The following is a 19159-nucleotide window of genomic DNA, read 5'->3' on the forward strand; positions in this document are numbered from 1 at the left end:
ATGAAGACTCACCATCAGTGCTCACCAATACCCCGGGATTCGGGGGACAAATAAACCGAGCAACACTTTGGCAAAAAACAGCCTTGTATCGAACTCAGTCGTTATCCCCGTTCATCCGGTTCTCCCCATCTTGTAAACAGTTGATGTGGGATGCGCAAGCTATCCAGCACTTTCCCCACCAAAAACAGAATCAACTCATCCATAGTCTGAGGTTTGTAATAAAAAGCAGGCATAGCCGGTATCATTCGTACACCAAGACGAGAAAGCTTCAGCATGTTCTCCAGATGGATTGCATGAAGAGGCGTCTCACGTGGTACGAGGATCAATGTTCTTCCCTCTTTCATCATAACATCGGCTGCGCGAGACATCAGATTATCCGACGATCCCTGCGCGATGGACGAAAGAGTTCCCATCGAACATGGCATGATAACCATGCCGTCGGCCAGATAAGAACCACTTGCAATTGAGGCCCCTATATCACTCACAGGATGATAGATCAGAGAACCGGCACGGTTGCCGAATTTTTCTTCCAGCACCGCGTCCCGATTCGTCACATCCCAGTCCATTTCTTCTTTCAGTACACGCCACCCTGCATTGGATATGACCAGATGAACGTTATATTCCAAATCAAGCAGCGTTTCAATTAATCGAATGCCATATATGCTGCCACTCGCTCCGGTAATTCCGACAACCAGTCGTTTATTGTCCGGCTGCTGCACCATTTATTTCACCGCCAGATCAATCAGAGTGAACGTAAATACAATTAAACTAAGCAAACTGTTCATGGTAAAAAACGCCGTTTGAACACGGCTCATATCATTAGGCGATACAATATAGTGTTGATAGAACAGAATTCCATACGTCACCAACATGCCTGCGCCATACCACCAGCTCAGATCTGTCATCAACAATAACGCAAGAAAACCAATTGCAGTAATCACATGGAAGAACTTAGCGATCTGCAAGGATTTAACCAGGCCAAAACGGGAAGGTATGGAGTGAAGACCCTCACCCTGATCGAATTCCAGATCCTGACATGCATAGATAATATCAAAGCCCGCTGTCCAGAACACAATCGTAACGTACAGCACAATCGCTGTCCAATCCATCGTTCCTGTTACAGCTACCCAGCCACCAAGTGGTGCCAAACCAATCGTCATTCCGAGAACAATGTGACATAACCATGTGAATCGTTTGGTGTACGAATACAGTACCAACATAAACACAGCAATAGGTAACAGCTGCATCGATAATACATTAAGATTGGATGAGGCCCAGAATAACAATATAAATGAGATAATGACAAATATAACAACTTCCCCATTTTTCAACAGTCCTGCCGGGATGGCTCTCATCGCGGTACGCGGGTTTTTGCTATCAATCGCTTGGTCAATAATTCGGTTCAAACCAAAAGCCGCACTACGTGCACCGATCATCGCAAGCAATACCCACATGATCTGCATCCAGCTTGGGAAGGTATCATTCACTACCATGGAGCCGAGGATCGCCCCCATAAATGCAAAAGGTAAAGCAAAAAGCGTGTGTTCAATCTTGATCATTTCTAAAAAGATGCGAATTTTCCTAAACATGCTGATTCTCCTTGGTTCCAATATGCAGTGCCGCGATACCTCCGGTCAGAGGGTAGGCCTGCACTTGTTGTAATCCAGTTTCTGCAAAAATGTCTGCCAGTTCCTGCCTTCCCGGGAAAATGGCCAGTGAGTCCGGCAACCATTTGTACTGCTCAAAACTTTTAGCAAACACTTTGGCAAGATTCGGTAAAACCTTCTCAAAATAAAAATAATAAATGCCTTTGAACGGCTGCCATGTTGGCTTGGACAATTCCAGGCACACAACCATACCGCCCGGTTTGACCACACGTTTCATTTCAGACAACACTTGTCTGAGATCAGGTACATTACGCAACCCAAACCCGATCGTCACATAATCAAACGAATTGTCTTCAAAAGGAAGTGACATGGCATTTCCCTGTGTCAGGGTAATCTGCTTTTGACGTTGCACCGCATTGATCTTTGTCTGGCCGACCTCCAGCATGTTGCTACTGAAATCAAGTCCGTGCATGTGCCCCGTTTCACTTGCCTCTGCCATAGCAAGCGTCCAGTCACATGTGCCGCAGCACAAATCAAGACCGGTATCGCCTTTGGACATATTCATCTTTTTCATGGTGAATTTACGCCAAGCCTTATGCCTGCGGAAACTTAGGATATCATTCATGACATCATATTTTCCGGCTATACTCTGAAAAACCGAATGGACATATTCTTCTTTCGGTTTGGTCTCTCCGCTCCCCATTCGTCTGTCTCCCCCTCAATCTTCCCTTACTGCCGCATGTGAAGGCTGCAAATATGCCAAGTAAGGCTCTAGAATTGCATATATCTCATGCAAGCCCATCCGCCCTTCCTCATCTTGCAACAACAGTTGAATGCGGTGTGTACACTCGCGAAGCTTGTCCAGCAAAACCTCGCCAACCCTATGCTTCAGCACCATAGTGTTCCATGCACGTGCATCCAATTCAGACTGACGCAACACATTGCGCTCATCGTCATTACCATGCTCGTATATGTGCCAATATGCATAGCTGTGAAGATATTGTTTTGCGTCATTCATCCGTTTCAGTTCTTCCACGATCGTTTCGCAGGAGCTGAATTCGGTCAACAGGCTGTTCCATAAAGACTCTTCGTTATGTTGAATCATGCCTGTAAATGAAAGAAACAGCTGCATTCTCAGCTGTACCGTTTCACGCAAGTATTCGTCAGCCGAAACGAGAAGCTTCTTCATCCGTTCATACAGCGTCATCTTGCGTGCGTTCACTCCGGATACAGCACCACTGAGTTTGCCAATCATTTCAATTCTGCCCGCTTGGGCAAGCAATTGATAAAAACGGCTACTTAAATAATCCCCGGCGAGTACATTCAACTGACGTGAACGCATCTCCTGCTCTTTCCGCTCACCAGAAATGGTATCGATTCGATCATGCGTATCCATGGCCAACTGAACGAGCGAAGTTGCAAGAGCATATAACTCTTGATGCACCTTTTCGTCTGTGCGGCCCACAAATACCTGCAACAGACGTGCTCGGCTATCCGGAAATGATGGGATTTCCGTATGTTGTCGAATCATGTCGTAATCCGTATATTTCTTTGCTAGTTGGGGTACGCGATATGAATTCATTCTCAGCCTCCGAGCCTTAACATTGTTAAACCTTTTCTGCACTACAATCTTATATATTATAGCATATGTTGAACGGGCACGCACTGAATCCTGCTATTCTATTACCCCTGACTTGTCATTTCGAATTGCTTCTTCCAGAGTTCGGTCTCCATCAAATGAAACCAGTCCTTCAATTCATCTGAAAAGGCCGCACTTTTCCAGTTCCGTAATGTTTCAATCGCATACAGAGGCCACTCTCCACGCCGAATATCAGCAGCAAGTAACAGATGTCGTTTATGCATCCATTCATCTTCTGCCATCACACGCAACAGCACCTGATCCACGTTATCCAGACTCCGAAAGCCAAGATCCGCCACAGCTGCCATGTTCTCATAGATTTCAGTGTAACTTGTACCCGTTCCTTTAACTTTGAGGTCCAGTCTCAAAATGGACTGCTTCCATTCCACTCTTGCAATGGGAGTTGATAGTTGCATGGAACTTAGCACATCAACCAGATTGTCATTCGTTAGCTGAACTGGATGATGTGATGCAGAGGCAGGCTGTACGTTGTCCCCGCCCCATGTACGCATATGTAAGGTTTGTATCGCAACAAGCAGAAAGACCGCCGCAACCGTTGCCAGCATTGAAGCAGTAACAATCATCCGCGGTTTCATATACGCCTCCCTGCCTTTACCTGTTAGTGTAGTCTGTCCGGTAAAGGCTCATACCTCATTGTACAATGAAAAAAAGCAGGCTATGCCTGCAATCTTCATTTGAATGTATTCAATCTGTCCATTACTCCGATTCAATCTGTCCATGCTTGGTAATCAGCGTGGCTTTGCCCCGGATTTTAATAGCTGAAGTATGGGTGGTAAATTGGGCAAACATCACTTCACCCTTGTCCAATTTCTCGGTGTGGTGAAAACGTGTATCCTGACCTCGGGTTAATCCGATCACCTGGACACCATTTTCCTCTGCCTTAATTACAATATAATCATTGCCGGTTGGATGATCCATCACGCATGTCCCCTTCTTTAGTTCGATAGCGTTAATGATGATTAAGATTGTTTCATTTGTCAACCTGCGCCTTATACGAATGAACCGCAAGAATCATCGTTAAAGGGCAAAAGAAAAGGCCGTGAACAAGTCACGGTCTTTTTGTCGACATATGGAATATGTAGAAATCTTATTTAATTCCGTCTTTGAGCGCTTTACCTGGTTTGAATGCAGGAATTTTGCTCGCAGGAATTTCGATTTCTTCACCTGTTTGCGGGTTGCGTCCTTTACGTGCAGAGCGCTCGCGAACTTCGAAGTTCCCAAAACCAACCAATTGTACTTTATCTCCGCTTTGAAGAGCCTCAGAGATTGCTTCGAATACGGCATCAACCGCTTTCGTTACATCTTTCTTGGACAATTCAGTCGCTTCAGATACGTGTGTAATCAAGTCTGATTTGTTCATTTGTTTTTCACCTCCTGTATCAATGTCCTGAATGTTATACTGTGTTTCCGTTTTATAGCGAAATATACGTTCATACGCAAAAAATCTACGTACATCTTGAGCGCTGAACACAAATCTCCGCCTGCGGTCAACAGTCATTTTCGGCAGAATGTCGTCTGAAACCACGGGCATTTCAGACGCCGAACAAATTTCATACTAATACAGACAGCCCACAATTTCAAGTCCGGTTGCGGTTTAAGACGTAAAATGTAACCGCCAGGGCAAGCACGAGAACCCCACCTTTTACAATATCATGTGTGAAATACTGTACGTTCATCATCGTTAAACCGTTCACAAGTACACCAATCAGAACCGAACCAATGAAGGTTCCAATGACATTTGGTTTACCCGCACCAAACACAGAGAAACCGACAAATACTGCAGCTACGGATTCCATTAACAACGGTGATCCCGCATCAATTTGCCCAGATCCTACTTTGGAAGCATAGATGATCCCCCCGATTGCTGCAAACACTCCAGAGGCTACATAGGCGAGTGTACGCACCTTTTTCACCTTGATTCCAGACAACCGTGCAGCTTCCTCATTACCACCTGTAATGTACATCTGGCGCCCATATTTCGTATACGTCAAAAAGATATGCACACCTATTACCGCAATAAGTAGCATGATAACCGATATCGGCATACCAAGCCATTTACCCTGCCCTATAAGCAGGAATGTCGGGTCCATCTCTCCCGCAGCTTTGCTCCCATCAGGGAACTGCATGTGATTGTAAATGGTATATCCCTGTGCATACGTTTTGTGAATACCTCCGATGATGTACATCGTGGCAAGGGTTGCGAGCAAATCCGGAATACGCAATTTTACGATCAGCAAAGCGTTCAATAAACCAATAACAGCCCCGATAATCAGTGGCACGATAATGACGATCGCCAGTGGTTGTTGATACCAAATCATTAACGAAGCAGTAACGACGGTAGTTAATGAGACTGTCGCCCCAACCGAGAGATCAAATCCATCAACAATGAGAGATAACGTAACACCGATCGCTACAAAAGTAACGATAGAGATCGAGCCCAAAATATCGGTCAAGTTACTGTACGTAAAGAAATAAGGCAATTTAATGCCGAAAAATGCGATAACACCTATGATGACAATAATCGCCCCGTAACGGAACGCAAAATCCAGTGATTTATCCTTCATGATTGCACCTCTTGTCCACCGCTTGCATAGTATAGCAGCTGTTCTTGGTTAGTCTCGCCTCGTTTGAACTCTTTTACGATAACACCTTCGCACATGACAGCGATTCGGTCACCAATTCCCATGCCTTCATCCAGTTCACAGGTGAAATAGATTACACCCTTGCCCGCCAAAGCCAGTTCATTAATGATGCGGAAAATGTCACTTTTTGCCCCAATATCTACGCCTTTGGTTGGCTCATCAAATATAAATACATCCGCATCCGCATTAAGCCATTTACCAATGGCTACCTTTTGCTGGTTACCACCGCTTAGATATTTCACTTCCTGTTTCACGGACGATGTTTTAATTCCAAGCTGTTTCACCAATGACTCTGCATTCAGACGTTCCCGCTTGCGGCTTACGAAACCTAATGTACTAAGACGGCTTAGCAAAGGTAGACTTAAATTCCGTTCCACGTTCTCCTGAATCAGGATTCCTTGTTTACGTCGCTCCTCCGGTACAGAAACAATCCCCAGAGCCGCCGCATCCGCAGGCTGAGACAGACGGAGATTACGGTTGTTAAGCCGGATCTCGCCTCCCTCCAGCCGATCTGCACCAATCAGCAAACGAGAGCTTTCTGTTTTACCCGCGCCTACCAGACCCACCACAGCGAGGACTTCACCTCGGCGTACAGAGAGGTTAACACCTTTAACCTTCACTCCACGACGAAGCCCACGTGCCTCCAATAACAGCTCTCCCACGGGTGCTTCCGTCTTCGGAAACTCTTCTTCGAATGGTTTGCCCAGCATCTGTGTAACCAAATCGTTGATCGTCAGTCCCTTTGCTTCACTGGTAAATACGTGTTGCCCATCTCTCATAACCGTAACGCGATCACAGTGACCCGTCACTTCAGCAAGACGATGGGTAATGAAAATACAGGCAACACCCCGCTCCTTCAAGAGATGAACAATTCGGAAAAATGCATCCGTTTCTTCCTGACTCAGCGGTGCAGTCGGTTCGTCAAAAATGATCACCTTGGCATCCTGAATCAAAATCCGTGCCAGCAAAATCATCTGTTTTTCTGCAAGCGTCAGATCGGCCACTTTTTGGTGAACGGATATGTCCGCCCCTAATTGCTTTAACGCCTCAACAGCACGCTGTTTCAGCTTCCGTGGACTTTTCCACCAACCTCCAGCAGATGAAGCCAACTGATCCAGCATGATGTTCTCCGCAGCCGTCAGCTGTGGCACCAGTGCCGCATCCACTTCCTGATAGACACAGTGAATCCCACTTGCCTTTGCGTCTCCCGGAGAACTTAAATGAAGCGCTTGTCCACTCAATTGAATCGTCCCCTGATCCAATGGATAGGCACCAGACAAAATTTTCATTAACGTGCTTTTACCGGCACCATTGGCACCCAGCAGCGCATGAATCTCCCCACCTTTTACAGAGAAATCCACATCCTTCAGTGCAGGAATACCTGAAAACTGCTTGTGGATATGTTCCATTTGAAGCAGTATCGGTGCAGTGCTCATGATGTTAACCTCCAATCGTTCCCATACGGGAGTATCCCATTTCTCATCCAGACTCGCTCATCTTCATTATGGTAGAAAAAGCGCGCCTTGCGGCGCGCTTCCCATACGCTACTTATTTAACAGTAATTCCGTATTCACTCATCCAGTCCTTGATTCCTTGTGTGCTACCACCCCAACCTTCAACGAACTCTGACAGTTCCGAAGTGGAGATTTGTTTATCTGGCAAAGCTTCACGTTGAACATAGACCGGGTTAAGGACAACTGCATCTTCCGTCTCGTCCCCGTTCAGTTTCTGATAAGCATAACGTACCTGGACGCGACCAATATCCGTTGGATCAACAGCAGCTGAAGCTACCCAAGGATTTTTCGGATCCTGAATCATTTGCAGGTCCTCATCACTCATATCAATACCATACACTTTGATCTCATCACGTCCAGCTTGTTGAATCGCACGCGCTGCACCTTTGGCGAACTCGTCCCATGCAGTCCATACAGCTGTAATCTCACCTTTTGGATACTGCTTGAGAATAGCTTCCATTTTGGCTTGTGTATCCAGCGCCGGATTCTGTGCAGAACCAAATGTAGCTATTTCCTTGATGTCCGGATTTGCTTTCATGAATTCACCGTATGCAATCTGACGGCGTTCCATCGGTGCGAAACCAGCTACCCATACTTTGACAATATTACCTTGTCCATTGATATCTTTTTTCATTTGCTCCAGTGTCAGTTCAGCCATCTTCTGGTCATCCTGCGACAGGACAGTAGCTCCTGGAACACTGATAGCTGCGTCAAACACGACCACTGGAATATTCTGTTCTACTGCCTTCTTCACGCCTGGCTCTAATAGGGAATCCCCATGATCCGTGAGAATGGCATCAAATTTCTGGTTAATAGCGCTATCAAGCAAGGATACCATCTTTGCCTTGTCATTATCGGCAACAAACGTTGTCAGTTCTCCACCGAATTTTTCGATTTCTTCTTTTACACCTTGTACATATTGCTGCGAGAAAGTACCTGTATTGAATTCCATAATAAGTGCAATCCGTTTGCCGCTTAGAGGACCTGTAACTGCTTCCGTTTTTGGTGTATCATCTGATGCACCCGAAGCTGGAGTGGCTGCCGGTTCTTTTTTGATTCCGCAAGCGGACAGCGCCAATGTAAATACTAATAACACACTCAACCATAGCCATTTTGTCTCTTTTCTTTTCATCTCTGTATCCCCCTGTCCACTCTCTGTGATCTCGATCACAATAGTTGAATATTAATATAACGGCTAATCCCTAGTATGTAAATGGGTTTTAGCAATTTAAAGCTAAAACTCGCTAAGTTTTTTCGAAAGTACTATTCTTCCTATCCATTTCATCCAAAATAAAGAAATCAAGTAAAAAAGACCGCGAGGGGATGCCCCTTACGGTCTTTTGATGTCTTACAGAATGATAGCGATCAAGCCACCTGAACCTTCGTTAATGATTCTTCCCAGCGTCTCTTGCAATTTGTATCTTGCATTATCCGGCATCATGGCAATCTTGCCCTGGATACCTTCTCGCACAATGGAGTGCAGTGAACGACCAAACATGTCTGAATCCCATACCTTGATCGGGTCGTTCTCGAAGTCCTGCATCAGGTATCTCACCAGTTCCTCACTCTGTTTCTCCGTGCCGATGATTGGAGCGAACTCCGATTCCACATCGACCCGGATCATGTGAATGGACGGTGCCGTTGCTTTCAGACGTACGCCAAATTTGGTGCCCTGACGAATGAGCTCAGGTTCATCCAGAGCCATCTCGGCGAGAGATGGAGCAGCAATGCCGTATCCGGTCGTTTTGACCATCTCCAGCGCTTCTGCGAAGCGGTCATATTCTCTCTTCGCATGCGAGAATTCCTGCATCAATTGCAGCAGATGATCCTTGCCACGAATTTCAATTCCGACCACTTCCACGAGAATCTGATCATATAATTCATCTGGCGCATACAGGTCAATTTCGGCTACACCCTGCCCCATATTCATGCCACTCAGGCCTGCGCGATCAATGAATTCATATTCCATGAACTGAGCAACAACTCGATCCACGTCGCGAAGTCTGCGAATATCCTTAACGGTATCCCGTACGGAATTTTCATAGTTGCTGCGCAGCCAGTGAGTCTCGTTCAGCACCATAACCCAGCTCGGCAAGTTTACATTCACTTCATGCACAGGGAACTCATAGAGCACTTCACGAAGTACACCCGTCACATCATCTTCCGTCATGGTCGCTGCACTGAGTGTCATAACTGGAATGTCGTATTTGGCAGCAAGCTCACTGCGCAATTGCAGGGCTTCTTCACTGCGAGGACGAGTAGAGTTGATGACCAGGACAAACGGTTTACCCACTTCTTTTAATTCCGCAATGACTCGTTCTTCGGATTCCACATAGGAACTGCGGGCAATTTCGGCGATTGTGCCGTCTGTTGTTACCACAACACCCAGTGTGGAATGCTCCTGAATGACTTTGCGAGTACCAATCTCGGCGGCTTCCTGGAACGGAATTGGTTCCTCGAACCAAGGCGTGGAGATCATGCGTGGACCATTCTCATCCTCGTATCCCTTGGCTCCTTCCACTGCGTAACCCACACAATCCACCAAACGTACATTGACATCCAGCCCTTCGGCCACCTTGATCTGGACTGCGTTATTCGGTACAAATTTTGGCTCGGTTGTCATGATGGTTTTGCCTGCTGCACTTTGTGGAAGTTCATCCACTGCACGGGCACGATCAGCCTCGCTTGCGATGTTAGGCAATACGATCGTTTCCATGAATCGTTTAATAAATGTTGATTTTCCCGTCCGGACTGCGCCGACAACCCCGAGATAAATATCCCCTCCGGTCCGCTCAGCTATGTCCTTAAAAATGTCCACTTTCTCCAATGAAATCCCCTCCCTAAATTACTCCGAAGGAAAAATGCTAAAGAGCATCCGCTTCGTTTTTTCAATCAGAAGACTGAAATCCCTGCAACGGTAGAGCCGCCTTTGTGAGTGCCCGGAAGTCGTCCGCCGCCGAACGTTGCATTCTGATGAAACCGGCGAGAGCGGCGTTAACTCGTACATGCAATTGGACTAGTATCATCTTATGTATCCGTATGCGGCAATATGACGCGTATTTTTGTTTTTTTATCTTAAGGTGATGACATTAGGAGAATCCCCCGATCTCGGACTGCGCGTCTTTATTTCAATCTACTTTATGTGATCCGCGAAGCTTTTATGACGGTTATTGCTCATACTGACAAAAGAAAAAAGAGATATCCCTTATTTGGAATATCTCTTATTGAACCATTATAGCCATGGTGGTCATACAGCTAAATCATTTGAATTGCAACCATGCTTATTTTATGGGCTGGGCAACCGGCGCATTATTTTTCCAAGCGTAGAAAACCGATTTTACAGGTACGAAGTAGGAGTGTTCCACCAGCAAATCCCGAACATCTTCAGTCTCTGCTGGAGACACGTCAGACTTTTCCACTGCTTGCATAATGTCAAAAGCATAATCTACATAGACCTTGCCTTCGGCATCCATCATAAAAGGTAACGCCTGACCTGAATATACACTATTCAGCGTAATGGAAGGACTCCCTGCCTGAGCAGCCTGCTCCATATCCACAGCATATAACCCCGGATACAGTTCTTCCCCGCTTGGTAGCTTATTGTTATGTACGGACTTATATTGATTAACCATTCGCTGTACATCATTTACTTTCTGTACGGTCAGAAGATCCATCACTTTAATGGTCGGATTCACTTCTTCGTCCTGAATAAGGAAGTAAGCGCTCCCACCACTTTCAAAAGCAGTCCCTGGTATTTCATCCAGATACCCCAGTTGTTTCAACTTGGGCAGATCCACTCTGAACTTTTCATATTTTGGCGTTTCCATATCTGCATTAATGATTGGCAAAATTCCCTCATCTTGCTGAAATGCCTCGACCGCACTCTGGATGCGGCTCACGCTTTCCCGATAGGCTATCTTAGGGTCTGAATTGCTCTGGGATGGATACATACAACCACTTGCTGTAAAAGCAAACAACAGGAATAACAGCAGACCGCCCGTCTGATGTTTCAGACGCTGCCATCCGCTTCCTTCCACACATTTTGGCTTGTTACTAATCATTCGTGTCCTCCTTGAATAACTCATTAGAGAATCAATGTTATAACACTCAGAACCAGTCGTCTTCCTGTTGTTGACGTTCCAGTTGTTTCCGAATGGCTGCCTTCAGCGGGTCCTCTGGAACATGAACCGATAGAGATCCACACACCTTGGCCTGACAGGACAGTCGTGTACCTGCTTCCAACAGTGAACCCAGCTTGCGCTTTTCTGCATCTGTTGGTGGATACAGTTCCGTCCGATGTTCTTCATCCACGTTCACTTTGCACATCAGGCAAGCCGCTTTACCATCACATCGGGTCGTAATCTTGACTCCAGCACGTCGTGCTGCATGCAGAAGTGTTGCCCCTGGTTTGAGCGCTATCGATTTGTTCATAGGTAAAAAAGTAACTTTATAGTCCATCATTTTCCTCCCTCAACCTACTGGGGCCATGTAAAGCCAACAAGCTCTTCCACTTCGGCTCTGAAGCGGTTTGTCCAGACATTCTGTTGACTTAAAAGCATCATTATAGGTTGATGTGCATCTGGCTGCTCGCGCATCTGTTTCGCAATGGGGACATAACGATCTTCACGACCTCGTAGCAGATTAAACAAAAGCTCATGCGCAAGCGGCATCAGTCGCAGGCTATATGAACCCACTTGTGCTACTGGTGCATGCGGAGCAAGTACATGTTCAATCTCAATACGGTACCAACTTTTGCGAGCCCATATTTCGAAACCACCAACCAGTTCCAGCGCACATTCACCCACCTGATAGTGGCTCAGCAGAGAAGCATACGGTCCTGTCTTATCCACTGTAGGCTCGTCAAGCATTCCCCCCGGAGCGCTACGGTGAAGTTCTTTAGCAGCAGCAACATCCGCATAGATATCAATATCTCTCGGAGCCTGTTGCAACTCCACCCCTTGAAGCAGCAACCCACAACTTCCTCCAAGTAACCATGTCTGTGGCTGTGTGTTCCAGGCTTTGGCCGTTTCCAGCAAAGCCGCGTGTAATTCCGGATAACGCTCTGTCCGACCCTCCGTATCATGCGGCCCCATAGGCTCACACTCCCCTCATCCGTGTTCATTGTGTCAGTTCTTATGATGTGCTTATGCGGATGTTATCTTTCAGGCATGGGAAATCAGGTCAGAGAAGCGATTCCACCGAAAAAGCCAATCAGCATAATCAAAAATGCAATCAGAGAAAGAATCCCCCGTACAATACCTTTTGTTTTGGCACGAGCAAACGTAATCAGGAATACAGATAGTCCCATAATGAGGATGGCCACCAATGACAGCCACATCTTGTCCATTGCGCTCATAATCCAGCAGTCTCCCCTTCAGTCCATTATTCATCACTGACACTGTGACAATTGCAACCATTATAACACGAAATTCAGCTCAACTTTCCAAAAAAAAGACAAAAAAGCAAGCCGGCAGAAGCCGACTCGTCTTTTTGTCTTACTGGATCACCTGCACAAGCAGGTGTGATCTATTATTTTTTCATCATCATTTTCATTAACGATTCCATACTGCTCGGATTCAATCCGCTTTTCTTGACCGCACTCACAATATCCTTAACCGTATCCTCAGATACCGGAACTTTCGCCATGGCGGATACTTGTTTGATCAATTGGCGCAACTGAACTTCATTCTGAATCGTCGTTGGTTTCACCGTGCTTGCCAATTTCTTAACGGCACCTTCCGTTATCGTTTTACCCGTTTTCTTGTTGATTGCATTCAGTGCATCTTTGGAAATGTTGTTACCCATTCGTCTCCCCTCCTCCGGCAATACTCATGTGTATAGTATGAGTCTGCTACAGAAAAGGTGAATAAGCTTCTTATTTCACAAGGTACGTTTAGGCTGATTACAATCAGGAATGCCATTGCTCCCAGGTTTCAAGTTTCATGACTTCCATTTCAGTCTTCGGGTCACGTCCCATCAAGGCTTCAACCGCATCACGCGGCTGTCTCTCCTGGAATAAAACGTGATATAACTGATCCGCAATTGGCATTTGCACTCCGTATTTTTGTGAGATGAAATAGGCAGCTTGCGTAGTTCGAATGCCTTCTACCACCATGCCCATGGACTTCAGAACATCATCCAGCTTCTGTCCCTGGCCCAACATGGAACCTGCTCTCCAGTTCCGACTGTGCTGACTTGTAGCCGTTACAACCAGATCCCCGATTCCGGCAAGTCCCGAAAACGTTAGCGGATTTGCTCCCATCTCAACACCAATACGTGTGATCTCTGCCAGACCACGTGTTAGCAAAGCGGCTTTGGCATTATCACCAAATTGAAGACCATCCGACATACCTGCACCAAGAGCAATGATATTTTTGAATGCACCCGCCAACTCAACACCGATCATATCCCGATTCGTGTAAACCCGGAAATAAGCATTCATAAACAAAGCTTGGGCAGACTCGGCAGATGCCTTATCCAGTGAAGCTACAACCACTGTCGTTGGACAACGCTTCACCACTTCTTCCGCATGGCTTGGGCCAGAAAGAACAACCACACGTCCTTCTTCACATTCAAGCTCTTCTGAAATGACTGTGGACATCCGTTTGAGGCTTTCTGTCTCAAAACCTTTGGTTGCATGAATAACTAACATCTCAGGCTTGTAATAAGCCTTAAGCTGGTTCGTAACTGCACGCATGGCTGATGAAGGCGCAACAATTAACACAGCTATAGCACCTTCCACCGCAGCTTCCATATCAGTTGTTGCTTGAATCCGTGGTGAAAGCTCCGCATCCGGAAGATAGCGAGTATTAGTGTGCTTGTTATTGATTTCGTTAGCCTGGTCTTCACCACGTGTCCACATCATCACATCCAACTGATTGGCGGCGAGTACACTGGCCAGAGCTGTTCCCCAGCTCCCAGCGACTAGAACAGCAACTTTTTTAGACAACTCGTTTACCCCCTCCAGGGTTTTTCGATCCCAATTTATTTTCCTGTCCTTTGGCGAGCTTCGCAATATTGGTACGATGTCTCCAGAACGCAAACAGACAAATAATCAGACTCCCCCAGAAGATATTCATTGAATATCCGGGTAATACCATGATAAAGATGGGTGTAAATGCTACAAAAATCAGAGACCCCAATGAAACATAGCGTGTCAATACAATAGACAGAATGGCGATCACCCCAGCACATAACGCAGGCAGGAAAGCAAGACTCACCAGAACACCAATGGCTGTGGCAACGCCTTTTCCTCCACGAAAATGGAAGTAAAGCGGCCAGTTATGTCCTGCAATGGCTGCTATACCACTGAGTGCAGGAATCCAGGCAGAACCGTCGCTCAGCCAGATTCCAATCCATACAGCTGCAACACCCTTAAGTACATCAAGCAACAGAACAGCAATTGCCGGTCCTTTACCCAAAATACGCAATGTATTGGTAGCTCCCGCGTTTCCACTTCCGTGCTGACGAATATCGATCCCCCGTATCGCTTTGGCAAGGAGGACACTAAAGCTGATCGAACCGAGCAGATAACTCAGTACAATCGCTGCGATTTGTAAAATCACACACTTCTCCCCTAACTTTCGTCGGACTTCTTCCGAGTAAATATGCGAATTGGTGTTCCTTCGAAGTCAAACGCTGCACGGATTTTATTCTCCAGGTAGCGCTCATATGAGAAGTGCATCAATTCCGGATCGTTCACAAAAACAACCATGGTCGGTGGCTTAACGGCAACCTGAGTCACATAGTTAATTCTCATTCTCCGTCCTTTATCCGTTGGCGGAGGGTTAATTGCAACCGCATCAGACACCACATCGTTAAGTAGATGTGTTTGTACACGTAACGAGTGTTGATCTGCTACCCTTTTCACAACCGGTAACAATTTTTGTAAGCGTTGTTTTGTGAGGGCTGACAAGAATACGACTGGAGCATAAGTCATAAACAGGAAGTGATCCCGAATTTTTCTCTCAAACTCTTTCATCGTTTTGTCATGCTTCTCTACCACGTCCCATTTGTTCACAACAAACAATGACGCTTTACCAGCTTCGAATGCATATCCTGCAATATGCTTGTCCTGTTCAATAATGCCTTCTTCACCATTAATGACAATCAGAACAACATCTGCACGCTCAATCGCACGCATCGCACGCATTACACTGTATTTCTCAGTTGTTTCATATACTTTACCACGCTTACGCATACCTGCTGTATCAATCAGCACGTAACGTTGGCCGTCTTTTTCAAAAGGTGTATCAATCGCATCCCGGGTCGTTCCAGCCACGTCACTTACAATGACACGCTCTTCACCCAGAATAGCGTTCACCAGTGAAGATTTACCCACATTCGGACGTCCGATCAGAGCTACACGAATGACATCTTCATCGTAAGTCTCTTCCTCAAGTTCTGGCAACTTCTCCACTATTGCATCAAGCAAATCACCTACACCTGTACCGTGACTTCCGGATACGCCAATAGGATCACCGAAACCAAATCCATAAAACTCATAAATGAGCTCACTTCGTCCGATATTATCCACTTTGTTAACGGCTACAACAATAGGCTTGCCTGAGCGGTAGAGCATCTCTGCTACCTCTTCATCCGATTGCGTAATACCTGCTTTTGCATCACACATGAATACAATAACATCCGCTTCTTCAATAGCGAGCTCTGCTTGCATCCGAATCGATTTTAAGATTACATCTTCACCATCAATTTCGATACCACCTGTATCAATGATACTAAATGGTTTACCGTTCCATTCACCGATTCCATATATACGGTCACGGGTAATGCCCGGCTTGTCTTCCACAATGGCCAGTCTGTCGCCGATGATCCGATTGAAAATGGTGGATTTACCCACGTTCGGTCGTCCGACAATTGCCACAACGGGTCTTGCCATACATTCCACTCCTCCTGTCCATACTTACGATACTCATCATAGCAAAAAAGATATATCTTGGCTAACGTTTCATGCCAAATTACTCGCAATAAAAACAATCGGCGAACCCGCCTTGGGCTCGCCGATCTTGCTTTTGTTATTCAGCAAAATATGCAGTATATAACTTAGAACCATGCATTGTTAACTTATTTGAATTTGCTGAGTTTGTCTCCAAACAGTTCGCCAAGCGTAGTGCTCATACCTTGATTGTTCAAGGAAACGTTTGGATTGTTGATTTCTTCACGCGGAGCGTTGTTTCTTGAAGGTCTTTCTGATTTTTGTGGTTGAGCTGGAGCTTCTTCTGTTTCTTTGATGCTCAAGCTTACACGTTGCTCAGAAGGGTTCATGTCCAAGATTTTAACTTGAACTTCTTGTCCTTCTTTCAGCACTTCATGAGGAGTGCCGATGTGTTTGTGGGAGATTTGCGAGATATGCACAAGTCCCTCAACACCAGGAGCGATTTCAACAAATGCACCGAAGTCTACCAGACGTTTTACAACACCTGTTACGATATCGCTGGAATTGAATTTTTCGCTTGCTGTTTCCCAAGGACCTGGTTGAACAGCTTTCATGCTCAGGCTGATTTTGCCTTTTTCAGGGTCAACTTTCAGCACTTTCACACTAACTTTATCACCTTCAGACAGTACGTCGGATGGTTTTTCAACGTGTGTCCAAGCCAGCTCGGATACGTGAACCAAACCGTCAACTCCGCCCACATCAACAAATGCACCGAATTGAGTCAAACGTTGTACTGTACCTTCGATCACTTGACCTTCTTGCAAACCAGCCATTACTGTAGCTTTGTTTGCTTCGAATTCTTGCTCCAGTACGTCTTTTTGGGAAAGGATCACTTTGTTGTTCTCACGGTCGATCTCTTTCACTTTAACACGCAGTGTGCGTCCTTTGTAGTCGCTGAAGTCTTCAACGAAATGGCGTTCAACCATGGAAGCCGGGATAAATCCACGTACGCCCACGTCTGCTACCAGACCGCCTTTAACAACATCACCTACAACAACTTCGAATACGTCTTGGTCTTCAAAATGCTTTTGCAATTGATCCCATGCGTTTTCGCTGTCGATTGCACGTTTGGACAGAACGAGTTTTTCTTTCTCGTCGTCGATGCTAAGAACTTTAGCTTCAACTTCTTGTCCAACTTCTACTGCGTCAGACGCGCTGTCAACATGTAATGAAGACAGTTCACGAATTGGAATGACACCGTCATATTTATATCCAATGCTCACATAGGCTTGGTTATCTTCCAATTTGACGATGGTTCCTTTTACGGTATCTCCTTTTTTCAAGGAAACGAATTGATCCAACTCATCTTGGGTTGCTTCTTGATTTTTCATTTCTTCCGACATGTCAAATACCCTCCTCAATTCAAAAACCCCATTATATTCAAACCTGCCTGTAGCAGAGTTCAAAACACTTTCATCACTGAGTGCTCAAACTTTAGTCTCCCTCAAAAATATGGAAACATGCACTCAGCTACCGACGAAGCCATTACTTGCTTGGCACGCCCGTTTGCACCATCTCGTTAATCTTGGACATAATCTTTTCAGTCGCCTTCTCCAGAGCTTCTCCAGATGGGTCTTCCTTGAACTCGTCCAAACTTACTGGTGCTCCATATACAACTTTCATCTTACGAAAAACTTTGTAGTTACCGATAATAGCAGTAGGAATAACTGTAGCGCCACTGCGGAGAGCAAAACTCGCTGCCCCTTTTTTGCCGATACCTCCATCATTGTGACGGCTTCCCGAGGGGAAGATTCCAAGCACTTGACCATCACGCAAAATATTTAGTGAGGTTTTGATGGATTCCTTGCTGACACCTCCACGTTTAACGGGGAAAGCGCCCACGGCTTTAATAATTCGGCCGAGTACCGGAATTTCAAACAATTCGCTTTTGGCCATGAAACGTACCTGACGGCGAAGTTTGATACCAACGGTTGGAGGATCGAAGTTACTAATATGATTGGAACATAAAAGTACGCCGCCTTCTTTCGGAATATTCTCCCGTCCAACGGCCTCCAAGCGGAAAAGAATGGTATAAATGATCCGCAGTAATGTGCTGCAAAATGTGTAAATCATAGACCGATCTCTCCTCTGACCATTGTGCAATAAGATACGATTTTGTCAACCACTTCATGAATGTTCATCTCCGTTGTATCAAGGACGATAGCATCCTCAGCACAACGCAATGGGGAAATTTCCCGATTCTCATCCAATCTGTCACGGGTGGCAATGTCTCGCTCCAGCTGTTGCAACGTCAGTCCTTCAGAGGGGTCCAGTTCTTTGAAGCGGCGAAGCGCACGCTCTTCCACACTGGCAGTCATGAAGATTTTCACTTCCGCATCGGGCAGTACTGTCGTTCCGATATCGCGTCCATCCATGACGACGCCCTTGCGCAAAGCCATTTGCCGCTGAGTATCCACTAATTGCGTACGCAGCCCCTCGATTTGCGCATATCGGGACACGATTCCCGTCACTTCACGGGAGCGGATTTCCGAGGTTACTTCTTCCCCATTACAGAACACTTTCTGTCCGTCGGGATCCGGTTGTAAATCAATGACCAGCTTTTGGGCTTCCTGAAGTACCTGTGTCACATCTTCCGGTGTAATACCTTTCCGAAGCATATGCAAGGTTACCGCACGGTACATTGCGCCTGTGTCGACGTATACATACGCGAGCGCCTCTGCAACCAATCGGGCCACCGTGCTTTTCCCGGCACCGGCAGGTCCGTCAATTGCAACGTTCATTTTCCCGTTCTCTGATGTGTTCTGGCTTGCCAACGGGGC

The 19159-nt window shown here is 46.1% G+C and carries 22 protein-coding genes; all 22 read right to left on the minus strand.

All coding sequences use genetic code 11. The features are described from left to right. Positions 1 to 101 precede the first annotated feature (101 nt). The gene (locus V6668_RS19030; protein ID WP_338706445.1) at positions 102 to 722 is read right to left on the minus strand and encodes a flavin prenyltransferase UbiX; all 621 of its coding nucleotides are present in this window, start codon (positions 720 to 722) and stop codon (positions 102 to 104) included. After that, entirely contained in the window at positions 723 to 1589 is an 867-nt protein-coding gene (locus tag V6668_RS19035) for a UbiA-like polyprenyltransferase (protein ID WP_036607688.1), read from the minus strand. Then, the gene (locus tag V6668_RS19040) at positions 1582 to 2310 is read right to left on the minus strand and encodes a demethylmenaquinone methyltransferase (RefSeq protein WP_036607690.1); all 729 of its coding nucleotides are present in this window, start codon (positions 2308 to 2310) and stop codon (positions 1582 to 1584) included. Before V6668_RS19040 ends, V6668_RS19035 begins: the two co-directional genes overlap by 8 nt. Positions 2311 to 2325: 15 nt before the next feature. Continuing rightward, complete coding sequence (locus V6668_RS19045; protein WP_338706446.1) at positions 2326 to 3189, minus strand: heptaprenyl diphosphate synthase component 1; 864 nt, start codon at positions 3187 to 3189, stop codon at positions 2326 to 2328. Between the two features lie 101 nt (positions 3190 to 3290). Beyond that, positions 3291 to 3842, minus strand: a complete 552-nt coding sequence (locus V6668_RS19050) for a hypothetical protein (protein WP_017687698.1) — start codon at positions 3840 to 3842, stop codon at positions 3291 to 3293. A gap of 121 nt (positions 3843 to 3963) precedes the next feature. Then, complete coding sequence (mtrB, locus tag V6668_RS19055; RefSeq protein ID WP_017687697.1) at positions 3964 to 4185, minus strand: trp RNA-binding attenuation protein MtrB; 222 nt, start codon at positions 4183 to 4185, stop codon at positions 3964 to 3966. Between the two features lie 169 nt (positions 4186 to 4354). Further along, a complete protein-coding gene (locus V6668_RS19060; RefSeq protein WP_024630670.1) occupies positions 4355 to 4627 on the minus strand; it encodes an HU family DNA-binding protein in 273 nt (90 codons plus the stop codon). A gap of 217 nt (positions 4628 to 4844) precedes the next feature. Continuing rightward, the gene (locus V6668_RS19065; protein WP_338706447.1) at positions 4845 to 5831 is read right to left on the minus strand and encodes an ABC transporter permease; all 987 of its coding nucleotides are present in this window, start codon (positions 5829 to 5831) and stop codon (positions 4845 to 4847) included. Continuing rightward, positions 5828 to 7345: a sugar ABC transporter ATP-binding protein gene (locus tag V6668_RS19070; RefSeq protein WP_338706448.1), complete on the minus strand. Its 1518-nt coding sequence runs from the start codon at positions 7343 to 7345 to the stop codon at positions 5828 to 5830. The genes V6668_RS19065 and V6668_RS19070 overlap by 4 nt, the downstream gene beginning before the upstream one ends. 112 nt (positions 7346 to 7457) lie before the next feature. Beyond that, a complete protein-coding gene (locus V6668_RS19075; protein WP_338706449.1) occupies positions 7458 to 8555 on the minus strand; it encodes a sugar ABC transporter substrate-binding protein in 1098 nt (365 codons plus the stop codon). Positions 8556 to 8771: 216 nt separating this feature from the next. After that, positions 8772 to 10250, minus strand: coding sequence for a stage IV sporulation protein A (gene spoIVA / locus V6668_RS19080; RefSeq protein ID WP_017687692.1), 1479 nt, complete (start codon positions 10248 to 10250; stop codon positions 8772 to 8774). A gap of 454 nt (positions 10251 to 10704) precedes the next feature. Next, entirely contained in the window at positions 10705 to 11484 is a 780-nt protein-coding gene (locus V6668_RS19085; protein WP_338706450.1) for a hypothetical protein, read from the minus strand. 46 nt (positions 11485 to 11530) lie between these two features. Next, entirely contained in the window at positions 11531 to 11881 is a 351-nt protein-coding gene (locus tag V6668_RS19090) for a 2Fe-2S iron-sulfur cluster-binding protein (protein ID WP_036607701.1), read from the minus strand. A 17-nt stretch (positions 11882 to 11898) separates the two neighbouring features. Beyond that, positions 11899 to 12516 (minus strand): hypothetical protein, encoded by a 618-nt coding sequence (locus V6668_RS19095; protein ID WP_338706451.1) that lies wholly within the window; start codon positions 12514 to 12516, stop codon positions 11899 to 11901. A gap of 83 nt (positions 12517 to 12599) precedes the next feature. Continuing rightward, a complete protein-coding gene (locus V6668_RS19100) occupies positions 12600 to 12779 on the minus strand; it encodes a DUF2768 family protein (protein WP_017687688.1) in 180 nt (59 codons plus the stop codon). 173 nt (positions 12780 to 12952) lie between these two features. Then, positions 12953 to 13228, minus strand: coding sequence for a stage VI sporulation protein F (locus V6668_RS19105; RefSeq protein WP_076317428.1), 276 nt, complete (start codon positions 13226 to 13228; stop codon positions 12953 to 12955). 103 nt (positions 13229 to 13331) lie between these two features. Beyond that, on the minus strand, positions 13332 to 14372 hold the full coding sequence (locus V6668_RS19110) for an NAD(P)H-dependent glycerol-3-phosphate dehydrogenase (RefSeq protein WP_036607707.1): 1041 nt from the start codon (positions 14370 to 14372) through the stop codon (positions 13332 to 13334). Further along, positions 14365 to 14988, minus strand: coding sequence for a glycerol-3-phosphate 1-O-acyltransferase PlsY (gene plsY / locus V6668_RS19115; protein ID WP_074095653.1), 624 nt, complete (start codon positions 14986 to 14988; stop codon positions 14365 to 14367). The genes V6668_RS19110 and plsY overlap by 8 nt, the downstream gene beginning before the upstream one ends. An 11-nt stretch (positions 14989 to 14999) precedes the next feature. Continuing rightward, complete coding sequence (gene der / locus V6668_RS19120; RefSeq protein ID WP_017687684.1) at positions 15000 to 16322, minus strand: ribosome biogenesis GTPase Der; 1323 nt, start codon at positions 16320 to 16322, stop codon at positions 15000 to 15002. A 185-nt stretch (positions 16323 to 16507) separates the two neighbouring features. Next, positions 16508 to 17722 carry a 30S ribosomal protein S1 gene (gene rpsA / locus V6668_RS19125; protein WP_036607712.1) on the minus strand — a complete coding sequence of 405 codons (1215 nt, stop codon included), beginning with the start codon at positions 17720 to 17722 and terminating at the stop codon, positions 16508 to 16510. A gap of 142 nt (positions 17723 to 17864) precedes the next feature. After that, positions 17865 to 18452, minus strand: coding sequence for a lysophospholipid acyltransferase family protein (locus tag V6668_RS19130; RefSeq protein WP_036607713.1), 588 nt, complete (start codon positions 18450 to 18452; stop codon positions 17865 to 17867). Beyond that, positions 18449 to 19153 carry a (d)CMP kinase gene (cmk, locus tag V6668_RS19135; RefSeq protein WP_036607714.1) on the minus strand — a complete coding sequence of 235 codons (705 nt, stop codon included), beginning with the start codon at positions 19151 to 19153 and terminating at the stop codon, positions 18449 to 18451. Before cmk ends, V6668_RS19130 begins: the two co-directional genes overlap by 4 nt. Positions 19154 to 19159: the final 6 nt, after the last annotated feature.

It is taken from the genome of Paenibacillus amylolyticus (assembly GCF_036894225.1).
Classification (GTDB): domain Bacteria; phylum Bacillota; class Bacilli; order Paenibacillales; family Paenibacillaceae; genus Paenibacillus; species Paenibacillus amylolyticus.